We start from the raw sequence: 15,875 nt of genomic DNA, 5'->3' as shown, positions 1-15,875 counted from the left end.
TTCCTACCGGGATTACTGTACAGTTCAATAAACCATTATATGATCAGAAAAGCCCTATTACTTGGAGTTTTGGGCGTGGCTACCCTTCCGGGTTACGCGCAAAAGAAAAAGAAGTCTAAAAAAGACGAAGCGGTTCCGGTAGCGGTTGCTCCGGCTCCATTATTACAGACCAAACTGGATACGATCAGTTATGCTATTGGCCTGGAATTTGGCAGTATGCTGAAAATGCAGGGACTGGACAGCGTTAAAACCGAAGTACTGTCCCAGGCGCTGAAAGATGCCATGAATAACGGCACACCTTTGATTACTAAAGAACAAGGCAATATGAGTGTAAGTGATTATTTACAACAGTTAAAAGCGGAAAAGATGCAGAAAAACAAAGTAGCCGGCGAACAGTTCCTGGCAGAAAATAAAACAAAACCGGGTGTAGTTGCACTGCCAAGCGGCCTGCAATATCAGGTGATCACTGAAGGTACAGGTCCTAAGCCTACCATCAATGACAAAGTAAAAACACACTACCACGGTACCCTGATCGACGGTACTGTATTTGACAGTTCTGTAGAAAGAGGTCAGCCGATCTCCTTCCCTGTCAGCGGTGTGATCAAAGGTTGGACAGAAGCTTTACAGTTAATGCCTGTAGGTTCTAAATGGAAACTGTTCATTCCTTCCGATCTGGCTTACGGTGAGCGTCAGGCAGGACCAAAAATCGGCCCTAACAGCGCGCTGGTATTCGAAGTAGAACTGATCGCTATTGAAAAATAGTTTCATCTGCAACGATGATATAAAAGAAAGCCCCGGTCTGTTATAGACCGGGGCTTTCTTTTATACAGATTTTTATTCCAGATTAACGGAACACTCTTGCACTACGCTGTTCCAGCAGCATGAAATCTGCCAGCGCCATTGCTGCTACTGCCTCCAGTACCACCGGTACTCTCAGGGCAATACACAGATCATGACGACCTTTTACGCTGAAGTTTTCCACTTCACCGCTTTTGATATTCAGAGTATGCTGTTCTTTTGGTGTGCTGGAAGTTGGTTTTACCGCTACGCGGAATACGAGCGGATTGCCATTAGTAATACCTCCTACTACACCGCCTGCATGATTAGTGGCTGTTTTACCACTGGCATCCAGAATAGCGTCGTTATGCTCAACACCCTTCATACGTGCAGCTGCGAAACCAGCACCAAATTCAATACCCTTGATGGCAGGAATGGAGAATACTGCATGTGCAATGGTTGATTCTACAGAATCAAAGAAAGGCTCACCCAAACCGATTGGTAAACCTTCTACCACGCATTCTACAATACCCCCAACAGAGTCTTTTGCTGCAATAGCAGCTTCCAGTCCCTGTTCTGCATCCGGCAGACCAGCGACTTCTTTCAGAGTTGCTTTTACGGAGATACCAGGACCCAGTATTTTCTTGGCTATTACACCAGCAGCTACCAGATTAAGGGTAAGACGGCCACTGAAGTGACCACCGCCGCGATAGTCTTCAAAACCACCGTATTTATGCGTTGCTACAAAGTCCGCATGACCGGGACGAGGAAACTCACGGAGCTTCTCATAATCGGTACTGCGGGTATTGTTGTTCTCGAATAATATTGTGATGGGAGCACCGGTAGTATGGTCATTGAATACGCCGGACTTGATAAAAGGCAGGTCCTCTTCCTTGCGGGGCGTAGTACCTTTCGCACCGGCTTTACGTCTTTCCAGATCAGGCAGGAAATCCTCCTGAGTAAGCGGAATACCGGCAGGGATACCGTCTATATTCACACCTACGCTGGCGCCATGCGATTCGCCAAATACATTCACCCGGAATAATCTACCAAAGCTGTTCATGCTGTTTGAATATTTTTTACAGTAAGGATATATCCCTTACCGTTACTATTAATGCGTCAGGCTTGCTGTACCCTGTTTTTTTACTATACCACCGAGCTTCTCCAGATGATCGTAGAATTCAGGGTATGATTTGTTAATGGCTTCTGCGTCTTCGATAACCACAGGTGCATCAGCAGTCAACGCTGCTACTGCGCAAGCCATTGCAATACGGTGATCGTTGTGGGAGCTTACAACCGCGCCTTTGATACCGGTGCCGCCATGTACCAGCATTTCATCGCCATGCAGGTCAATTACGATACCCATTTTACCAAATTCTTCCTGCAGTGTTTTACCGCGATCACTTTCTTTATGTGCCAGTCTGTTCACACCGATAATTTTCGTTGTGCCTTCGCAGTTAGCAGCCAGTGCTACCAGCGGAGGGAACAGATCAGGGCAATCAGTTGCATCGAAATCAAACGCCTGCAGTTTCTGTTTTTCCACAATCACGGTAAATACACCCGGCAGCAGACCAGCGCCTGCTTTTTCCAGTGCTTCCAGAATGGCTTTATCAGATTGTGCGGACTGTGTATTCAGGTGATGCACTTCCGCTTTACCAGCTACAGCTGCAGCTACCAGCAGGAAAGCAGCACCGCTCCAGTCACCTTCCACTGTGTATTCGCCTGCCTTATAAGACTGGCGCTTACCGAAGTGGAATTTTTCATATTGCTCCTCTGTTACCTGTACACCAAACTGCTGCATCAGTTGCAGGGTAAGTGCGATGTAAGGTTTACTTTTCAGATCTTTTACAGTGATGGTTACGTCTTCCGCAGCAGCACCGTATGCCATCAGCAAACCGGTCAGGAACTGAGAACTGAGTGAACCGTCAATTGTAATATTTTTTGGTTGCAAAGGCCCCTGAATGTTCAGCGGCAGCCTGCCTTCACGCGTAGCGCATTTAACATCCAGCTGAGGCAGTACTTCTTCGAAGAAGTCCATCGGGCGAACCGTCAGGCTGCCATGACCGTTGATCGTAATGGCTTTTTCAGAAAGTGCAGCAATCGGTGTGAACATACGGATACCGAGACCGGATTCACCACAGTTGATTTCCGGAGACACAGGCTGTACACCTTTGCTTGTTATTTCGATATGATCTTCATTACGCTTAATCTCAGCACCCAGTTTTCCCGCAACGTCCAATGCTGCAAGACAGTCATTGCTCAGACCGGGATTACGGATAATGCTGGTGCCATTGCTCAGTAATGCAGCTGCAACTGCGCGTTGCATTGCACTTTTGGAAGGATTGGCGGTCACTGTACCACTGATAGCGCCGGGCGATATTGTTACTTGCATAATTAGTTTGATTTAAAGTTCATCCAGCAATTGCTTCAGTTCTGCAATAGGTACAGGTTGTGTAGTAGCCTTACCTATTTCTTCGAGCAACACAAAGTGAATCGCATCTTTCTCGCGCTTTTTATCCAGCTTGAAGATGTTGAACACTTCTTCTTTGTTGGAGGTAAGCGTCACCGGCAACTGGTAATCGTTAATGAGACGGATCAACCTGTTGGTTTGTTCAACAGGTAATCCTTTCAATTTTTCTGAGATCTTGGATGCTGCTACCATACCAATAGCAACAGCCTTCCCATGCGCAATGTTTTCGATCTTTTCTACCGCATGTCCCAATGTATGACCGAAGTTCAGCCAGCGGCGGGAGCCGGTTTCAAATTCGTCTTCCAGTACTACTTTGGTTTTCAGTTCTACAGAACGTTCTACCAGATATTCCAGAACAGCCACATCGCGCTGCATGGCTTTATCGCGGTTTTCTTCGAGGTAGGTGAACAGGCTGGCATCGAGGATGCAGGCATACTTGATGATCTCCGCGAAGCCGTTGTGCCATTCTTCTGCCGGCATTGTCAGCGGCAGTGAGTAGTCAAACAGAATGAACTCAGGCTGACGGATTGTACCCAGCATGTTCTTATGTTTACCATGGTTGATACCGTTCTTGCCACCAATGGACGCATCCACCTGTGCCAGCAAAGTAGTAGGAACAAAACCAACAGGCATACCCCGCATGTAAATGCTGGCTGCATATCCTGTCAGATCGGTGGTCATACCGCCGCCAATGCCGATCAGCATGGTCTTACGGTCGGCCTCCAGTTCAATCAGACCGTTGATGATCTGATCGAGGACTTCTCCGCTTTTATGTTCCTCTCCATCCGGGATCACCAGCTTTTTCCAGCCTGGCAGTTTATGTCCGTGGTGTTCGTCCACATTTTCATCCAATACCAGTACGGTACGGGAAGGATCTGCATAATTGCCCAGCTGTAGCAGGCTGTCTCCCAGATAATATTTCGTATTACTATGCTGGAACTGGTAAGATAACGTTCTCATATTTTGTGTTGTGTCTATTTGTCTTCGTTCATCACTCTGTTCTGCCTGTTGATGGATTCCAGATGTACTGCATCAAAGTATTTCAGGATGAAATCTTTTGTCAGACCCAGTTTCTCACCTTTGGCAATACCGCGCTCCAGAATTTCATTCCAACGGTTTGTCTGCAGGATGGTCACGTTGTTCTCTTTCTTGTACAGACCGATCTTTTCAGCCACTTTCATACGGTTGCCGAGCAGCAGCAGTATTTCGTCGTCGATCTGGTTGATCTGACCACGGAGTTTATCCAGTGCAGAGTTGAATTCTTTCTTGTTGGTATGCTCATGGCGCCATGTGATACCTTCCAAAATTTCTGCCAGTCTTTCCGGAGTAACCTGCTGTTTAGCATCGCTCCATGCTTTGTCAGGATCGATGTGAGATTCCAGCATCAGACCATCATAATCCAGGTCAACCGCTTCCTGTGCAATTTCCTGCAGAATATCGCGACGACCACCGATGTGGCTTGGGTCACAGATGATTGGCAGTTCAGGCATACGACGTTTCATTTCAATTGGCAGGTGCCACATTGGGGCATTACGGTATTCAGTATTACCGTAGCTGGAGAAACCGCGGTGAATCAGACCGATCTCGTTGATGCCGGAGTTACGTACACGCTCTACAGCACCGATCCACAGTTCGAGGTCAGGGTTGATCGGGTTTTTGATCAATACAGTTGTATCCACACCTTTCAGTGCGTCAGCAACTTCCTGTACAGAGAATGGGTTTACAGTGGTACGGGCGCCGATCCACAGGATATCAACGTTATGTGCCAGTGCTTCTTCTACCTGTTTAGCGGTAGCTACTTCTACTGCCAGTGGAAGACCAGTCAGTTCTTTTGCTTTCTGTAACCATGGTAAACCGGTAACACCGATACCTTCGAAAGATCCCGGACGGGTACGTGGTTTCCAGATACCGGCACGCAATACGTCTACTTTACCGGTTTTAGCCAGTCTCAGGGCTGTATCAAGTACCTGTTCTTCGGTTTCTGCACTGCATGGACCGGAAATGATCAACGGCTTCTTATCTGAAGTCGGATCGGAGAATTTTGTTTTTGCGAGAATCTGTTCCATCGTTTGACGCTTTGCAGACCATAGACGATAGTCGTCCATAATCCTGTGATTGTTTGTTTTCTTGTTATAATCCGACTATCGGCTATTTCAGTATTTTCCTGATCTTATTTGATTTCTGGATCAGTTTGTAAAATGTTTCGTAATCTTCATTTTCCAGCAGCTGCTTCATTTGCTGTAACTGATTAATATGTTCATCCAGTACGTCCAGCACATTATTGCGGTTATGCTTAAAAATCGGTACCCACATATCAGGGGAGCTTTTTGCCAGCCTTACAGTAGATTCAAAACCACCACTTGCCAGTTCGAAGATGCGGCCCTGTTCCTTCTCTTTCTCCAGTACTGTCAGTGCCAGTGCAAAAGAGGTAATGTGAGAGATGTGTGATACATATGCTGTGTGCAGATCATGCTCTACACCGTTCATGTATACAAGGCGCATCTGCAGTTTATCTACCAGGTTTTCTATTACTTCGAGCGCATCTTCATCGCTGTTCTTCACATCACAAAGTACCATCGTCTTTTGCGTGAAGAGGTTTTTAATAGCAGCTTCAGGCCCTGAATACTCCGTGCCGGCCATCGGGTGAGCCGCTACGAAGCGTCCTCTGTTGGGATGACCGGCAACGAGTTGCAGTATCTTTTCTTTTGTAGAACCTACATCCATGATGACATGTTCAGGTCCTGCGTTATCCATTACAGTTGGCAATATCTGCAGCAGTGCATCAACCGGTATGGCCAGTATGATCAGCTTTGAACGCTGCATAGCATCTTTCAGGGATGCGCCTTCGTCAATGATCTTCAGCTCCTGTGCTTTTATCAGGTTAGCTTCGCTCTGGTCTACCCCTATGATCCAGTTAGCCACACCCTTTTCTTTAAGGGTGATAGCCAGTGAACCTCCGATTAATCCTGTTCCTACTATAGTTGCGATCATGACTGTTACTGCTTAAATTTTGTTTTTATCCTATCCAGCACTTCATCGAATACTTTCTCATCCTTACAGAGACTTACCCTGATATAACCGTTGCCATTGCTACCGAAGATACCGCCTGGTGTGATAAAAACCTGTGCTTGTTGGAGGATGGCATCTGTCAATGCGAATCCGTCTTTTGCCTCAGCAGGAATCTTTGCCCATACGAACAGTCCTACCTGATTTTTATCGAAAGTGCAGTTCAACAGTTCCAGCAGTTCAAACACTTTCCTGCGGCGGCCTTCATAGATACCGTTCAGTTCTGCGTACCATTCCGGACCTAGCTCCAGTGCTTTCACAGCGGCCATCTGCAGCGGCTGGAACATACCGGAGTCCATATTGCTCTTGAAACGCAGTACTTCATTGATCCATTCCTGCTTGCCTACCAGCATACCTACGCGCCAGCCGGCCATATTGGATGATTTACTGAGGGAGTTCAGTTCGAGTACTACCTCTCTTGCCCCCGGCGTCTGCAGCAGACTCTGTGGTTGTTTGTTCAGGATAAAGCTATAAGGATTATCATGACAAATTAAGATATTATGCTGTTGCGCGAATGCGATCAGTTTATGTGCAAACTCCTCATTAAAGCGGGCGCCTGTTGGCATATGCGGATAGTTCACCCACATCAGTTTCACTTTACTCAGGTCTCTTTTAGCCAGTGCATCCAGATCAGGCAGCCATCCGTTCTTTTCTTCCAGATCGTAGTCTACTACGGTTGCACCGCTCAGGTTTACAGCAGAACGATAGGTCGGGTAGCCGGGATTAGGTACAAGGGCCTCATCTCCTTCCTGCAGGTAGGTCATGCAGATATGCATGATACCTTCTTTAGACCCGATCAGCGGCAGCACTTCCTTTTCAGGATCCAGCGAAACGCCATAGAAGCGTTGGTACCAGTCGGCCATCGCTTTACGAAGTGCCGGGATACCTTTATAGCCCTGGTATGCGTGGGTGTCAGGCTTTTGTGCATATTCATGCAGTGTGGAAATAACGGAAGGATGAGGCGGCAGATCCGGACTACCAATACCAAGGTTGATCACCTTAGCGCCTGCTTTATTCATCTCGTCTATTTCCCTGAGCTTTTTGGAGAAGTAATATTCTTCCGTCTGCTGCAGCCTTTTTGCTACCTGTAAGTTCATAATGCTTTGTTTTCCGCGTCCTGATGTATGTGATTAATGAGTGTTTCCTTTCTGATAGATCCCTAATACCTTAAGATCTTCTGTAAGCGGCTGAATTTTACTGATACTCTTTTCAAAGTGGCTCAGATTTTCAAATTCGAAATCCGCATGGAAGTAATAGTTCCATTCTTTTGCAGGCATAGGGAACGACTGTATTTTACTCAGGTTGATCCCTGCCTGTGCGACCTGTGTCAGCACTTTTGCCAGACTTCCGCGCTCGTGAGAGGTCTGGAAGTAAACGGAGGCTTTATTGGCGTCCGGCGCTGGTGTAACTCCGTTGGGAGAAATAACCAGGAAGCGGGTATAGTTGTTCTTGATGGTATGGATATTTGGTGCGATGATCTCCAGACCATATATATCAGCAGCCAGTTTACCAGCTATTGCTGCCGTACTTTTCAGTTTCTTCTGCGCAACGTGTTTGGCACTCAGCGCGGTATCTTCTGTTTCCACCAGTTTCATATGCGGATGCTTTTCCAGAAACTCTGTACACTGGAGCAGCGCCATATGATGTGAGTGTACTTCGCGTATATCCTCCAAGGTTTGACCCGGCAATACCATCAGGTGTTGTCTGATATGCAGGTAAACCTCTCCGATTACGTGCAGACCTGAGTTTTTTAACAGCGAATAGTTAGGCAGAATGCTGCCGGCGATGGAGTTTTCGATGGCCATCACGCCAGCGTCTGCATCTTTCTGTTTACTTACTTTCTTAACGAGTTCCGGAAAGGATGCGCAACATTCTATCTCTATTCCCTTACCATAATAAGCCTCTGCTGCTATCTGATGAAAACATCCTTCAAAACCCTGGATCGCGATACGCATTTTTTAATGTTTGGTTTGAATTTGTAGTTGCTGTAGCAACTACCGTATAAAATGAAAAAGGGCCCCGGTGGAGCCGGGACCCTTTTTATTTGCAGTTATTTTATTCGTGCATTTTATTACAAAAGAGTCCCGGCCTTTACGACGCAAAAGAAGTAAAAGAAAAAGTAAAAGAAATAAAGGCTGAAACGGCGTAACATAAATGCGTGTTATTGACTTTGTCGGAAAAAAAGAAGGCCTCCCTATCCGGGAGGCCTTTGCTAGTTTCTTTTATATTCGAGTACTACAAACGACCTCCCTATTTCTGGTACCAGAAATAATAGAAACCATAAAAGTAACCAAAGGTTGTTTGCTGTATCATATTTGCTTAATTGCCTGACAAAAATACACCACGATTTGAATTGTCCAAGCGTCTTTGTCAAAAATTACATTATTTCTAACAAATGCCATTCTTTTCGACATTTTGTTCAAAAACAAGCCTAAACGAAGGGGCTTAGCGAAAAAAAAACCGCCCCGTCAGAGACGGAGCGGTTATATAAAAGCCTTTTATTTGCTTACCAGGTCGATTAGTGTGCAGCTTTAGCTGAATCAACGGTAGCTTTAGCTGAATCTACTACAGCAGCAGCAGAATCAACGGTAGCAGCAGCTGTATCAACAGTTGCAGCAGCTGAATCGATAGTTGCAGCAGAAGCAGTAGTATCTTCTGTAGAAGCAGAACCACCATTACCGCAAGAAGCTACGAATACACCCAGAGCTAAAGCAAAGAAACCGATTTTCAGAGCATTTTTCATTTTGACTATGTTTTAGGTTTTTGAAATATTATTTACTCTTTATACCGGGTTTGAAAAAAGGTAACCCACTTTTTTTAAAAAAATTTTTTTCACCCTCTTTTTGCCTCAATTTCAGGTTCCGGCAAGGTATTTTCCTATATAGATACCAAACTATATATGAAACAGGTGCCTAAACAACCGGCTGAAAAGACAAGTGTTCTGTCTGATTTGGGATTTGGATTTTTTTTCTGCTACTTTGGGTTACCAAAGCCATTTAATCGTATTAATAAGTGAAGCATAATCAGAACATAGAACGGGATCGGGAATTACTACTGGGATTAACCAGGAATGACGACAGAGCGCTGGCGACCATCTATACGGAGAATTATCCTTCCATATTAAGAATGGTTTTACAGTATAATGGGTCTGAAGATGACGCTAAAGATCTTTTCCAGGAGGCGATGATCGTTTTATACGAAAAGGCGCAGAAGGGAGAATTTGACCTTTATAGCAAACTGAAAACATACCTGTATGCAGTTTGCCGTCATATGTGGTTAAAGCGGTTACAAACGGGAAGCTGGCAACTGGCCCTCCCCGATGAACTGGAAGAGGTACTGCCTGCCGATGACACTAACGCCATCGCTGAGCATGAGGAGAAAGACCAGCAGTTCAGGATCATGGAAAAGGCAATGGGCAGCATGGGTGAGCCCTGCAAGACCATCCTTGAAGATTACTATGTCAGGAAACTTTCGATGCAGGACATTGCTGAGAAATTCGGGTATACGAACTCAGAAAATGCCAAGAATCAGAAATACAAATGCCTGATGAGGCTCAAGAAACTATTTTTCGAACAATATAAATCTTAGGACCTGACAGGTGTAATACCTGACAGATCTGCAAAAGCGGTTACAGGGATGAACGAATTTTCATTGATACGTGATATTGAACGCTATCTGGAGGGCGAAATGAACGAGCAGGAAAAAACTGCTTTTGAAGCGCTCCGCCAGTCCGACCCGGCGGTCAATGAGCAAGTGCTGGCACACCAGCAGCTCATTAAACAGCTGGAGTATTTTGGACGCAGGTCAGCGTTACAGGAGAAAATGGATAAAATCCATGCTGGTCTGGCTAATAAACATGTATCAATTGCACCTTCGTCGACGCCTGAACCGAAGAAAGTCTTCTCTATCAGCAGAAGATTGCTCATCAATATGGCCGCAGCTGCCGGTATAGCTCTGCTGACCTCCGTGTCTACTATCGCGCTCATGCAAAGAGCAAGCAGACAAAAGACTACTGCCGAATATGAGGATGTAAGACGCGTACTGAACCATATTCAGCGCTCACAGAACGCCCTCATCAACGATATCAACAGCTCCAAAAAAGCACCTGCCAACCCCGGCACTTATGGTGGCACCGGGTTTGCCGTATCTAATAACGGTTATGTCGTGACTAACTATCATGTCATAGCAGGAGCCGACTCCATTTATATTCAAAATACCAAAGGCGAAGCCTTTAAAGCAGCCAGCGTATTTGAGGATATCACTGCCGATCTGGCCATCCTTAAGATCACTGACTCCACTTTCAAAGGTCAGCCACTGCCTTACTCTCTGAAACCACAGCGTGCAATGCGTGGTGAACAGGTTTTTACTTTGGGGTATCCAAGAGATGAGATCGTTTACGGAGAAGGTTACATCAGCGCTCAGACCGGCTTTAACGGTGACAGCGCGGCCTATCAGGTGTCTATCCCGGTTAACCCCGGCAACAGTGGTGCTCCGCTAATGGACAACAAAGGTGACGTAGTAGGTATCGTAACCGGCAAACAGACAACTGCTGATGGTATCGCCTTCGCAGTGAAATCAGCACATCTGAAACGTCTGCTGGAACAAATGCCGAAAGACAAACTGCCTAAAAAAGAATGGAACCATAAAAACAATAAACTCGAAGGACTAAGCCGCGTTGAGCAGGTGAAGAAATTGGAAGAATTTGTTTACATGGTGAAAGTCTATAATTGATAAGATATTTTTCTATTGGCCTCTGCATGCAAACGGCCACTCTGGAAACAGGGTGGCCGTTACTAATTGAATCAGAAATTAAAAGCCAATAACCTCCTGTGATAAAGCGAAAGGGAGCGGCTCGTGAAGAACCGCTCCCTTTCGCTTTATGTTTATAGTCCGGGGTAAGCTATTGAATTAATTCTTCTTCACCCAGGCCTTGTATTTATCCGTAATCCAATAGATCAGGTCTTCCTGTGGCATTGTCCGCAGCATATTATGATCCGGATGGTTGTCCCGCATAAACAGCTGTAAAGAATCTCCTTTCAGACTGGTCACTTTACTCACAAATGCCGCTGTATATCTTGAATCTATGTAGCGTTCCTGCTCCGCCTTCGCGAAAATCTTTTTAAACTCCCGCTTCTGCTTCTCTTTCCGCGAATACCGGGTGAAAGGGCTAAACACAATGCCTGCCCCTACCGGCGTATTACCACCAGCCAACGGCATATCTTTTTTGTCAAGGATATAGCCAAACTGTTCCCTACGGGCAATGGAGTCCGCCTGATAAGGACTATACTGTGCCCCGACGTCAACCCCATGCAACTGCCGGGATTCAACTACAAGGGAGACATTCCGGGTTTCCGTACCACTTGCTTGTATAACGACAAGACTATCGGACTTATACCCCAGGAAGGAGAATACGATGACGTCCTTCGGACTGGCAGCAATCTTGTAAAAACCGCCCTTGTCTGAATAGGAGCGCCGGCCTGTGCTCTTGTTCGTTACGCTTGCATACGGAAGGACAAGCTTGTTTTCCTTGTCCATAATAGTTCCCGTCACTGTAACCTGCGCCTGTACCTTTATAGCCAGCAGGCCGCAGCAGCAGAACAGGAATAATATTCCGGTAATGAGTCTTTTCATGTAGCTGATGAATTATTCTACAAGCAATATCCTAAAAAAATAACGAAAAAAACCTCTCAGTATTTGAGAGGTTTCGCATGATATTTAAAAAAATAGACTCATCTTGACCCCCTTATGATCTGAAGGAGGATAGCTACGATCGCAATCACCAGCAGGATGTGGATCAACCCACCTGCTGAATAAACGAAGAAGCCTAACAACCAGCCTATAATGAGTATTACAGCTATGATATATAACAGACTTCCCATTTTACGCAGATTTTAAGAGTTTAATAATTTCATCACGTGACTTGCCTAATTTCTGCTGGAGTTTTCCTATCAAACGATCTTCCTGACCTTCTTCGTACAGTAAATCATCATCTGTAAGATCAGCGTACTGCTGCTTAATTCTTCCTTTAAGCTCATTCCATTTGCCCTTGAGTTCTAAAGTATCCATAACATATCTTTTTTGGGTGAACAATACAGATAAAGTTCCAAAGACTATGCCAACGGAGACCTTTTTCTACCACGCGGCAGCGGAAATCCCTGTGCTAAAAGTCCTGCTTTCTCCTGCTGGCAAGGAGATCAGCCCCATACCATTGTTAAAGGCATTGGGCGGCCCGGTCAGGTTCTCAATCGCAATACTCCTGCGGTGTGGCGGGATATACAGCTGCAATACAGGATAACTGCTATCCGGGTAAAAAGTGATTGCTATGTGCTTTAAAGGGTCTCTCAGCGTGCAGGAAGAAGCATGCTGGCCGAAGTTGAGCAGAAAGGAATTATCCAGCGGAATACCCTCCAAAGGAGAAGATTCCAGAAACCTGTCATAAGGTAACACCCTACCGGTTGGAATCAGCTGCGCATTAAATTCCACTATCTGTTCCGATGCGAACTGCAGTTCCATGTCATCTATAGGCGTACCAGTTGTAAAATAAGGATGCCAGCCGTCCATAAGCGGTATAGCAGTAGCAGCATGATTACTAATGGTAGTACTTATCTCCAGCCGGATATCCGGTTGTAAACGGTACGTCACTTCGCAATCGTACGGAAACGGATATCCTTTATCTTCTCCTTTATACTGATAACGTAATACAGCTATTGCACTTCTTTCATTCGCGTGCAATTCCACTATATCAAAAGCCACGTCATATAACAAACCATGGATGCAGCTGCCGGGAGTAATTGCTTTCTCTATAATATACTCCTTCCCTTCCCATTCATAGCGCCCGCCGGGAATACGACAGGCAAAGGGGCTCAGCTTAGCGCCTTTAAAGTACTCCGCCTTATTCGCCTGATAGTCCTGCAGATTACTATACCCATCAATGATGTTCAGTTCTTCTGTTCCATGAGGTATCCTGAATGCATGCAGCATAGCGCTATGCGCAGGAATGATCTCCACCTGTATATCATTGAGGTCATCCTTCAATGCAATGATATCAAAACCGTCTTTATGAAATTGTTCTACAGAAAACATATGTAATGGTCGGTTTATTGAGATAGTCTGCATTTCAGCAGTAATCATCTATTTAAAACTTCAGTGCACAATGTGCTGAACATACCCCAATTTCTCAGCTGAACATTGGACAATCATGCAACTGCTTATCACGCACGGAAAGTTACGCAAACTTTATGGCACATTGCGGGCGTACCTTTCCTTCCCGACCGGGTAATCACCTCATATTTCCTAAAGCGGTTTTGCTATCAGGAGTTCATTCTCTTGTTAAATATCAATACGGAAACATTGCGGAGTAGTAATGACTATCGGTAAAGCTATTTGTTCACGGGCGTGATAATGAGAAATGCCCTGCAATACTATTATTACTGACTGTTCACCTGTTCATGCATTCTCTTATCAAATACTAATGCGGAAACATTGGGTGTAGTAATGACTATCGGTAAAGCTATTTGTTCACGGGCGTGATAATGAGAAATGCCCTGTAATGCTACTATTACTGACTGTTCACCTGTTCATGCATGTCTCTTATCAAATACTAATGCGGAAACATTGGGTGTAGTAATGACTATCGGTAAAGCTATTTACTCACGGATGTGATAATGAGAAATGCCCTGTAATACTATTATCATTGCCTGTTCATCTGTTCATTCATTTTCTTATCAAATACTAATGCGGAAACATTGGGTGTAGTAATGACTATCGGTAAAGCTATTTGTTCATGGGCGTGATAATGGGAAATGCCCTGTAATACTACTATTACTGACTGTTCTCCTGTTCATGCATGTCTCTTATCAAATACTAATGCGGAAACATTGGGTGTAGTAATGACTATCGGTAAAGCTATTTACTCACGGGTGTGTTAAGGGAAATGCCCTGTAATACTATTATTACCGACTGTTCATCTGTTCATTCTCCTATCAAAGTACCAATGCAGAAACATTGAGATGCAATAATGCCTATCGGTAAAAGCTATTCTACACACAAGTGTTACAATGAAGAGTATCACTGTAAAGAGCGTGGACTTCTTTTTATTAATTCTGACAACAACAATTTATAATCCTCCTAAAAAAAAACAGTCCTGCATAACGCAGGACTGTCTCATATTTTCAACTCAACAATGATCAGCTGATCAGATATATTGATTGATGATATTCTCCAGCCATTCCTGTTTACCACTGATATGCTTAGGCTCACCGTTGCTTATGGCAAAGCTGCGCAGGTCTTCCAGTGTCAGCGTACCCGCTTCGAAATCTTTACCCTTACCGCTGTCGAATGAAGCGTAACGATCTTTGCGGAACTGTTTGTATGGAGACTGTTCCAGCACTTTCTCTGCGATAACAGCAGCACGCGCGAAGGAATCAATACCACCGATATGTGCATGGAAGATATCTTCCAGATCAGTTGAGTTACGGCGTGTTTTCGCATCGAAGTTCACACCGCCGCCAGCGAAACCACCTGCTTCCAGAATCACCAGCATGAATTCAACCATATCGTTCAGGTTCATCGGGAACTGGTCAGTATCCCAGCCGTTCTGTGCATCTCCGCGGTTAGCGTCGATACTACCCAACATATCAGCATCGGCAGCTACCTGCAGTTCGTGCTGGAAGGTATGGCCTGCCAGGGTTGCGTGGTTTACTTCCAGATTCAGTTTAAAGTCTTTATCCAGTCCGAAGTGACGCAGGAAACCTATTACGGTAGCAGCATCATAATCGTACTGGTGTTTGGTAGGCTCACAAGGCTTTGGTTCAATAAAGAATGTACCGGTGAAACCCTGTTTACGTGCGTAATCTTTTGCCATTGTCAGGAAGCGGGCCAGATGTTCCTGTTCGCGCTTCATGTTCGTGTTCAGCAGGGTCATATAACCTTCGCGGCCGCCCCAGAATACGTAGTTTTCACCACCCAATGCAATTGTTGCATCGAGGGAGTTTTTCACCTGCGTACCGGCGTAGGCAACAGCAGCGAAGTCAGGATTAGTAGCAGCTCCGTTCATATAGCGCGGATTACTGAATACATTCGCAGTACCCCACAGCAGTTTCACACCACTGGCTTTTTGTTTTTCTTGTGCATACGCTACAATCTGCTGCATACGGCTTTCGTACTCGCTGATCGATGCACCTTCATCTACCAGATCCACATCGTGAAAGCAGTAGTAAGGAACGCCCAATTTAGTGAAGAATTCAAATGCAGCATCCATTTTATCTTTCGCACTCTGCACTGCATCAGTAGCAGTTAACCAGGGGAAAGCTTTGGTGCCCGGACCGAACGGATCTCCGCCGGTACCACAGAAGGTGTGCCAGTAGGATACTGCAAAACGAAACAGTTCCTTCATGGTCTTGCCACCGATCTTTCTGTTCTCGTCATACCATTTGTAGGCAAACGGATTTGTTGACTGAGGTCCTTCATAGGCGATTTTACCAATGCCTTTGAAGTATTCCTGATTCCCTAAAGTAATACTCATTGTCTTTCTTTTTTTTGAACCAATACGTGTGTGTATGTA

At 45.3% G+C, this 15,875-nt stretch carries 16 protein-coding genes; 3 read left to right on the top strand and 13 right to left on the bottom strand.

Features of this window, described 5'->3' with window-relative positions; translation table 11 throughout:
* Positions 1-39 precede the first annotated feature (39 nt).
* On the top strand, positions 40-762 hold the full coding sequence (locus tag FEF09_RS08450) for an FKBP-type peptidyl-prolyl cis-trans isomerase (protein ID WP_146304697.1): 723 nt from the start codon (positions 40-42) through the stop codon (positions 760-762).
* Positions 763-844: 82 nt separating this feature from the next.
* Here the strand turns inward: FEF09_RS08450 and FEF09_RS08445 are convergent, their stop codons facing one another.
* The 8 genes from FEF09_RS08445 to FEF09_RS08410 all read right to left on the bottom strand — a co-directional run bounded on the left by FEF09_RS08445 (position 845) and on the right by FEF09_RS08410 (position 9,056).
* Positions 845-1,840 carry a chorismate synthase gene (locus FEF09_RS08445; RefSeq protein ID WP_089808840.1) on the bottom strand — a complete coding sequence of 332 codons (996 nt, stop codon included), beginning with the start codon at positions 1,838-1,840 and terminating at the stop codon, positions 845-847.
* A gap of 48 nt (positions 1,841-1,888) precedes the next feature.
* Positions 1,889-3,169 carry a 3-phosphoshikimate 1-carboxyvinyltransferase gene (aroA, locus tag FEF09_RS08440; RefSeq protein WP_146304696.1) on the bottom strand — a complete coding sequence of 427 codons (1,281 nt, stop codon included), beginning with the start codon at positions 3,167-3,169 and terminating at the stop codon, positions 1,889-1,891.
* Between the two features lie 12 nt (positions 3,170-3,181).
* Positions 3,182-4,207: a 3-dehydroquinate synthase gene (gene aroB / locus FEF09_RS08435; RefSeq protein WP_146304695.1), complete on the bottom strand. Its 1,026-nt coding sequence runs from the start codon at positions 4,205-4,207 to the stop codon at positions 3,182-3,184.
* Positions 4,208-4,221: 14 nt separating this feature from the next.
* Positions 4,222-5,313: a chorismate mutase gene (locus tag FEF09_RS08430; RefSeq protein ID WP_146304694.1), complete on the bottom strand. Its 1,092-nt coding sequence runs from the start codon at positions 5,311-5,313 to the stop codon at positions 4,222-4,224.
* Between the two features lie 82 nt (positions 5,314-5,395).
* Positions 5,396-6,238: a prephenate dehydrogenase gene (locus tag FEF09_RS08425; protein ID WP_146304693.1), complete on the bottom strand. Its 843-nt coding sequence runs from the start codon at positions 6,236-6,238 to the stop codon at positions 5,396-5,398.
* Between the two features lie 5 nt (positions 6,239-6,243).
* A complete protein-coding gene (locus FEF09_RS08420; protein WP_146304692.1) occupies positions 6,244-7,410 on the bottom strand; it encodes a pyridoxal phosphate-dependent aminotransferase in 1,167 nt (388 codons plus the stop codon).
* A 33-nt stretch (positions 7,411-7,443) separates the two neighbouring features.
* Positions 7,444-8,268, bottom strand: a complete 825-nt coding sequence (locus FEF09_RS08415) for a prephenate dehydratase (protein WP_012789609.1) — start codon at positions 8,266-8,268, stop codon at positions 7,444-7,446.
* A 563-nt stretch (positions 8,269-8,831) separates the two neighbouring features.
* Positions 8,832-9,056 (bottom strand): hypothetical protein, encoded by a 225-nt coding sequence (locus FEF09_RS08410; protein ID WP_146304691.1) that lies wholly within the window; start codon positions 9,054-9,056, stop codon positions 8,832-8,834.
* Positions 9,057-9,325: 269 nt separating this feature from the next.
* Between FEF09_RS08410 and FEF09_RS08405 the strand changes: the two genes are divergently transcribed.
* Both FEF09_RS08405 and FEF09_RS08400 read left to right on the top strand, forming a co-directional pair.
* Positions 9,326-9,901, top strand: a complete 576-nt coding sequence (locus FEF09_RS08405) for an RNA polymerase sigma factor (protein ID WP_146304690.1) — start codon at positions 9,326-9,328, stop codon at positions 9,899-9,901.
* Positions 9,902-9,949: 48 nt separating this feature from the next.
* Entirely contained in the window at positions 9,950-11,044 is a 1,095-nt protein-coding gene (locus FEF09_RS08400; protein WP_146304689.1) for a S1C family serine protease, read from the top strand.
* 177 nt (positions 11,045-11,221) lie between these two features.
* Here FEF09_RS08400 and FEF09_RS08395 read toward each other — a convergent pair whose 3' ends face one another.
* The 5 genes from FEF09_RS08395 to xylA all read right to left on the bottom strand — a co-directional run bounded on the left by FEF09_RS08395 (position 11,222) and on the right by xylA (position 15,836).
* Positions 11,222-11,944 carry a carboxypeptidase-like regulatory domain-containing protein gene (locus FEF09_RS08395; RefSeq protein ID WP_146304688.1) on the bottom strand — a complete coding sequence of 241 codons (723 nt, stop codon included), beginning with the start codon at positions 11,942-11,944 and terminating at the stop codon, positions 11,222-11,224.
* 98 nt (positions 11,945-12,042) lie between these two features.
* Entirely contained in the window at positions 12,043-12,192 is a 150-nt protein-coding gene (locus FEF09_RS08390) for a lmo0937 family membrane protein (RefSeq protein WP_012789604.1), read from the bottom strand.
* Between the two features lies 1 nt (position 12,193).
* On the bottom strand, positions 12,194-12,379 hold the full coding sequence (locus FEF09_RS08385) for a CsbD family protein (protein ID WP_146304687.1): 186 nt from the start codon (positions 12,377-12,379) through the stop codon (positions 12,194-12,196).
* Positions 12,380-12,445: 66 nt separating this feature from the next.
* Positions 12,446-13,396, bottom strand: a complete 951-nt coding sequence (locus FEF09_RS08380; protein WP_186774245.1) for an aldose 1-epimerase — start codon at positions 13,394-13,396, stop codon at positions 12,446-12,448.
* A 1,111-nt stretch (positions 13,397-14,507) separates the two neighbouring features.
* Positions 14,508-15,836, bottom strand: a complete 1,329-nt coding sequence (gene xylA / locus FEF09_RS08375) for a xylose isomerase (protein ID WP_146304685.1) — start codon at positions 15,834-15,836, stop codon at positions 14,508-14,510.
* Positions 15,837-15,875 lie beyond the last annotated feature (39 nt).

Origin of the sequence: Chitinophaga pinensis (assembly GCF_007896845.1) — a bacterium.
GTDB classification, from domain to species: Bacteria; Bacteroidota; Bacteroidia; order Chitinophagales; family Chitinophagaceae; genus Chitinophaga; species Chitinophaga pinensis_C.
This window is presented reverse-complemented; position numbering and strand designations above follow the sequence as displayed.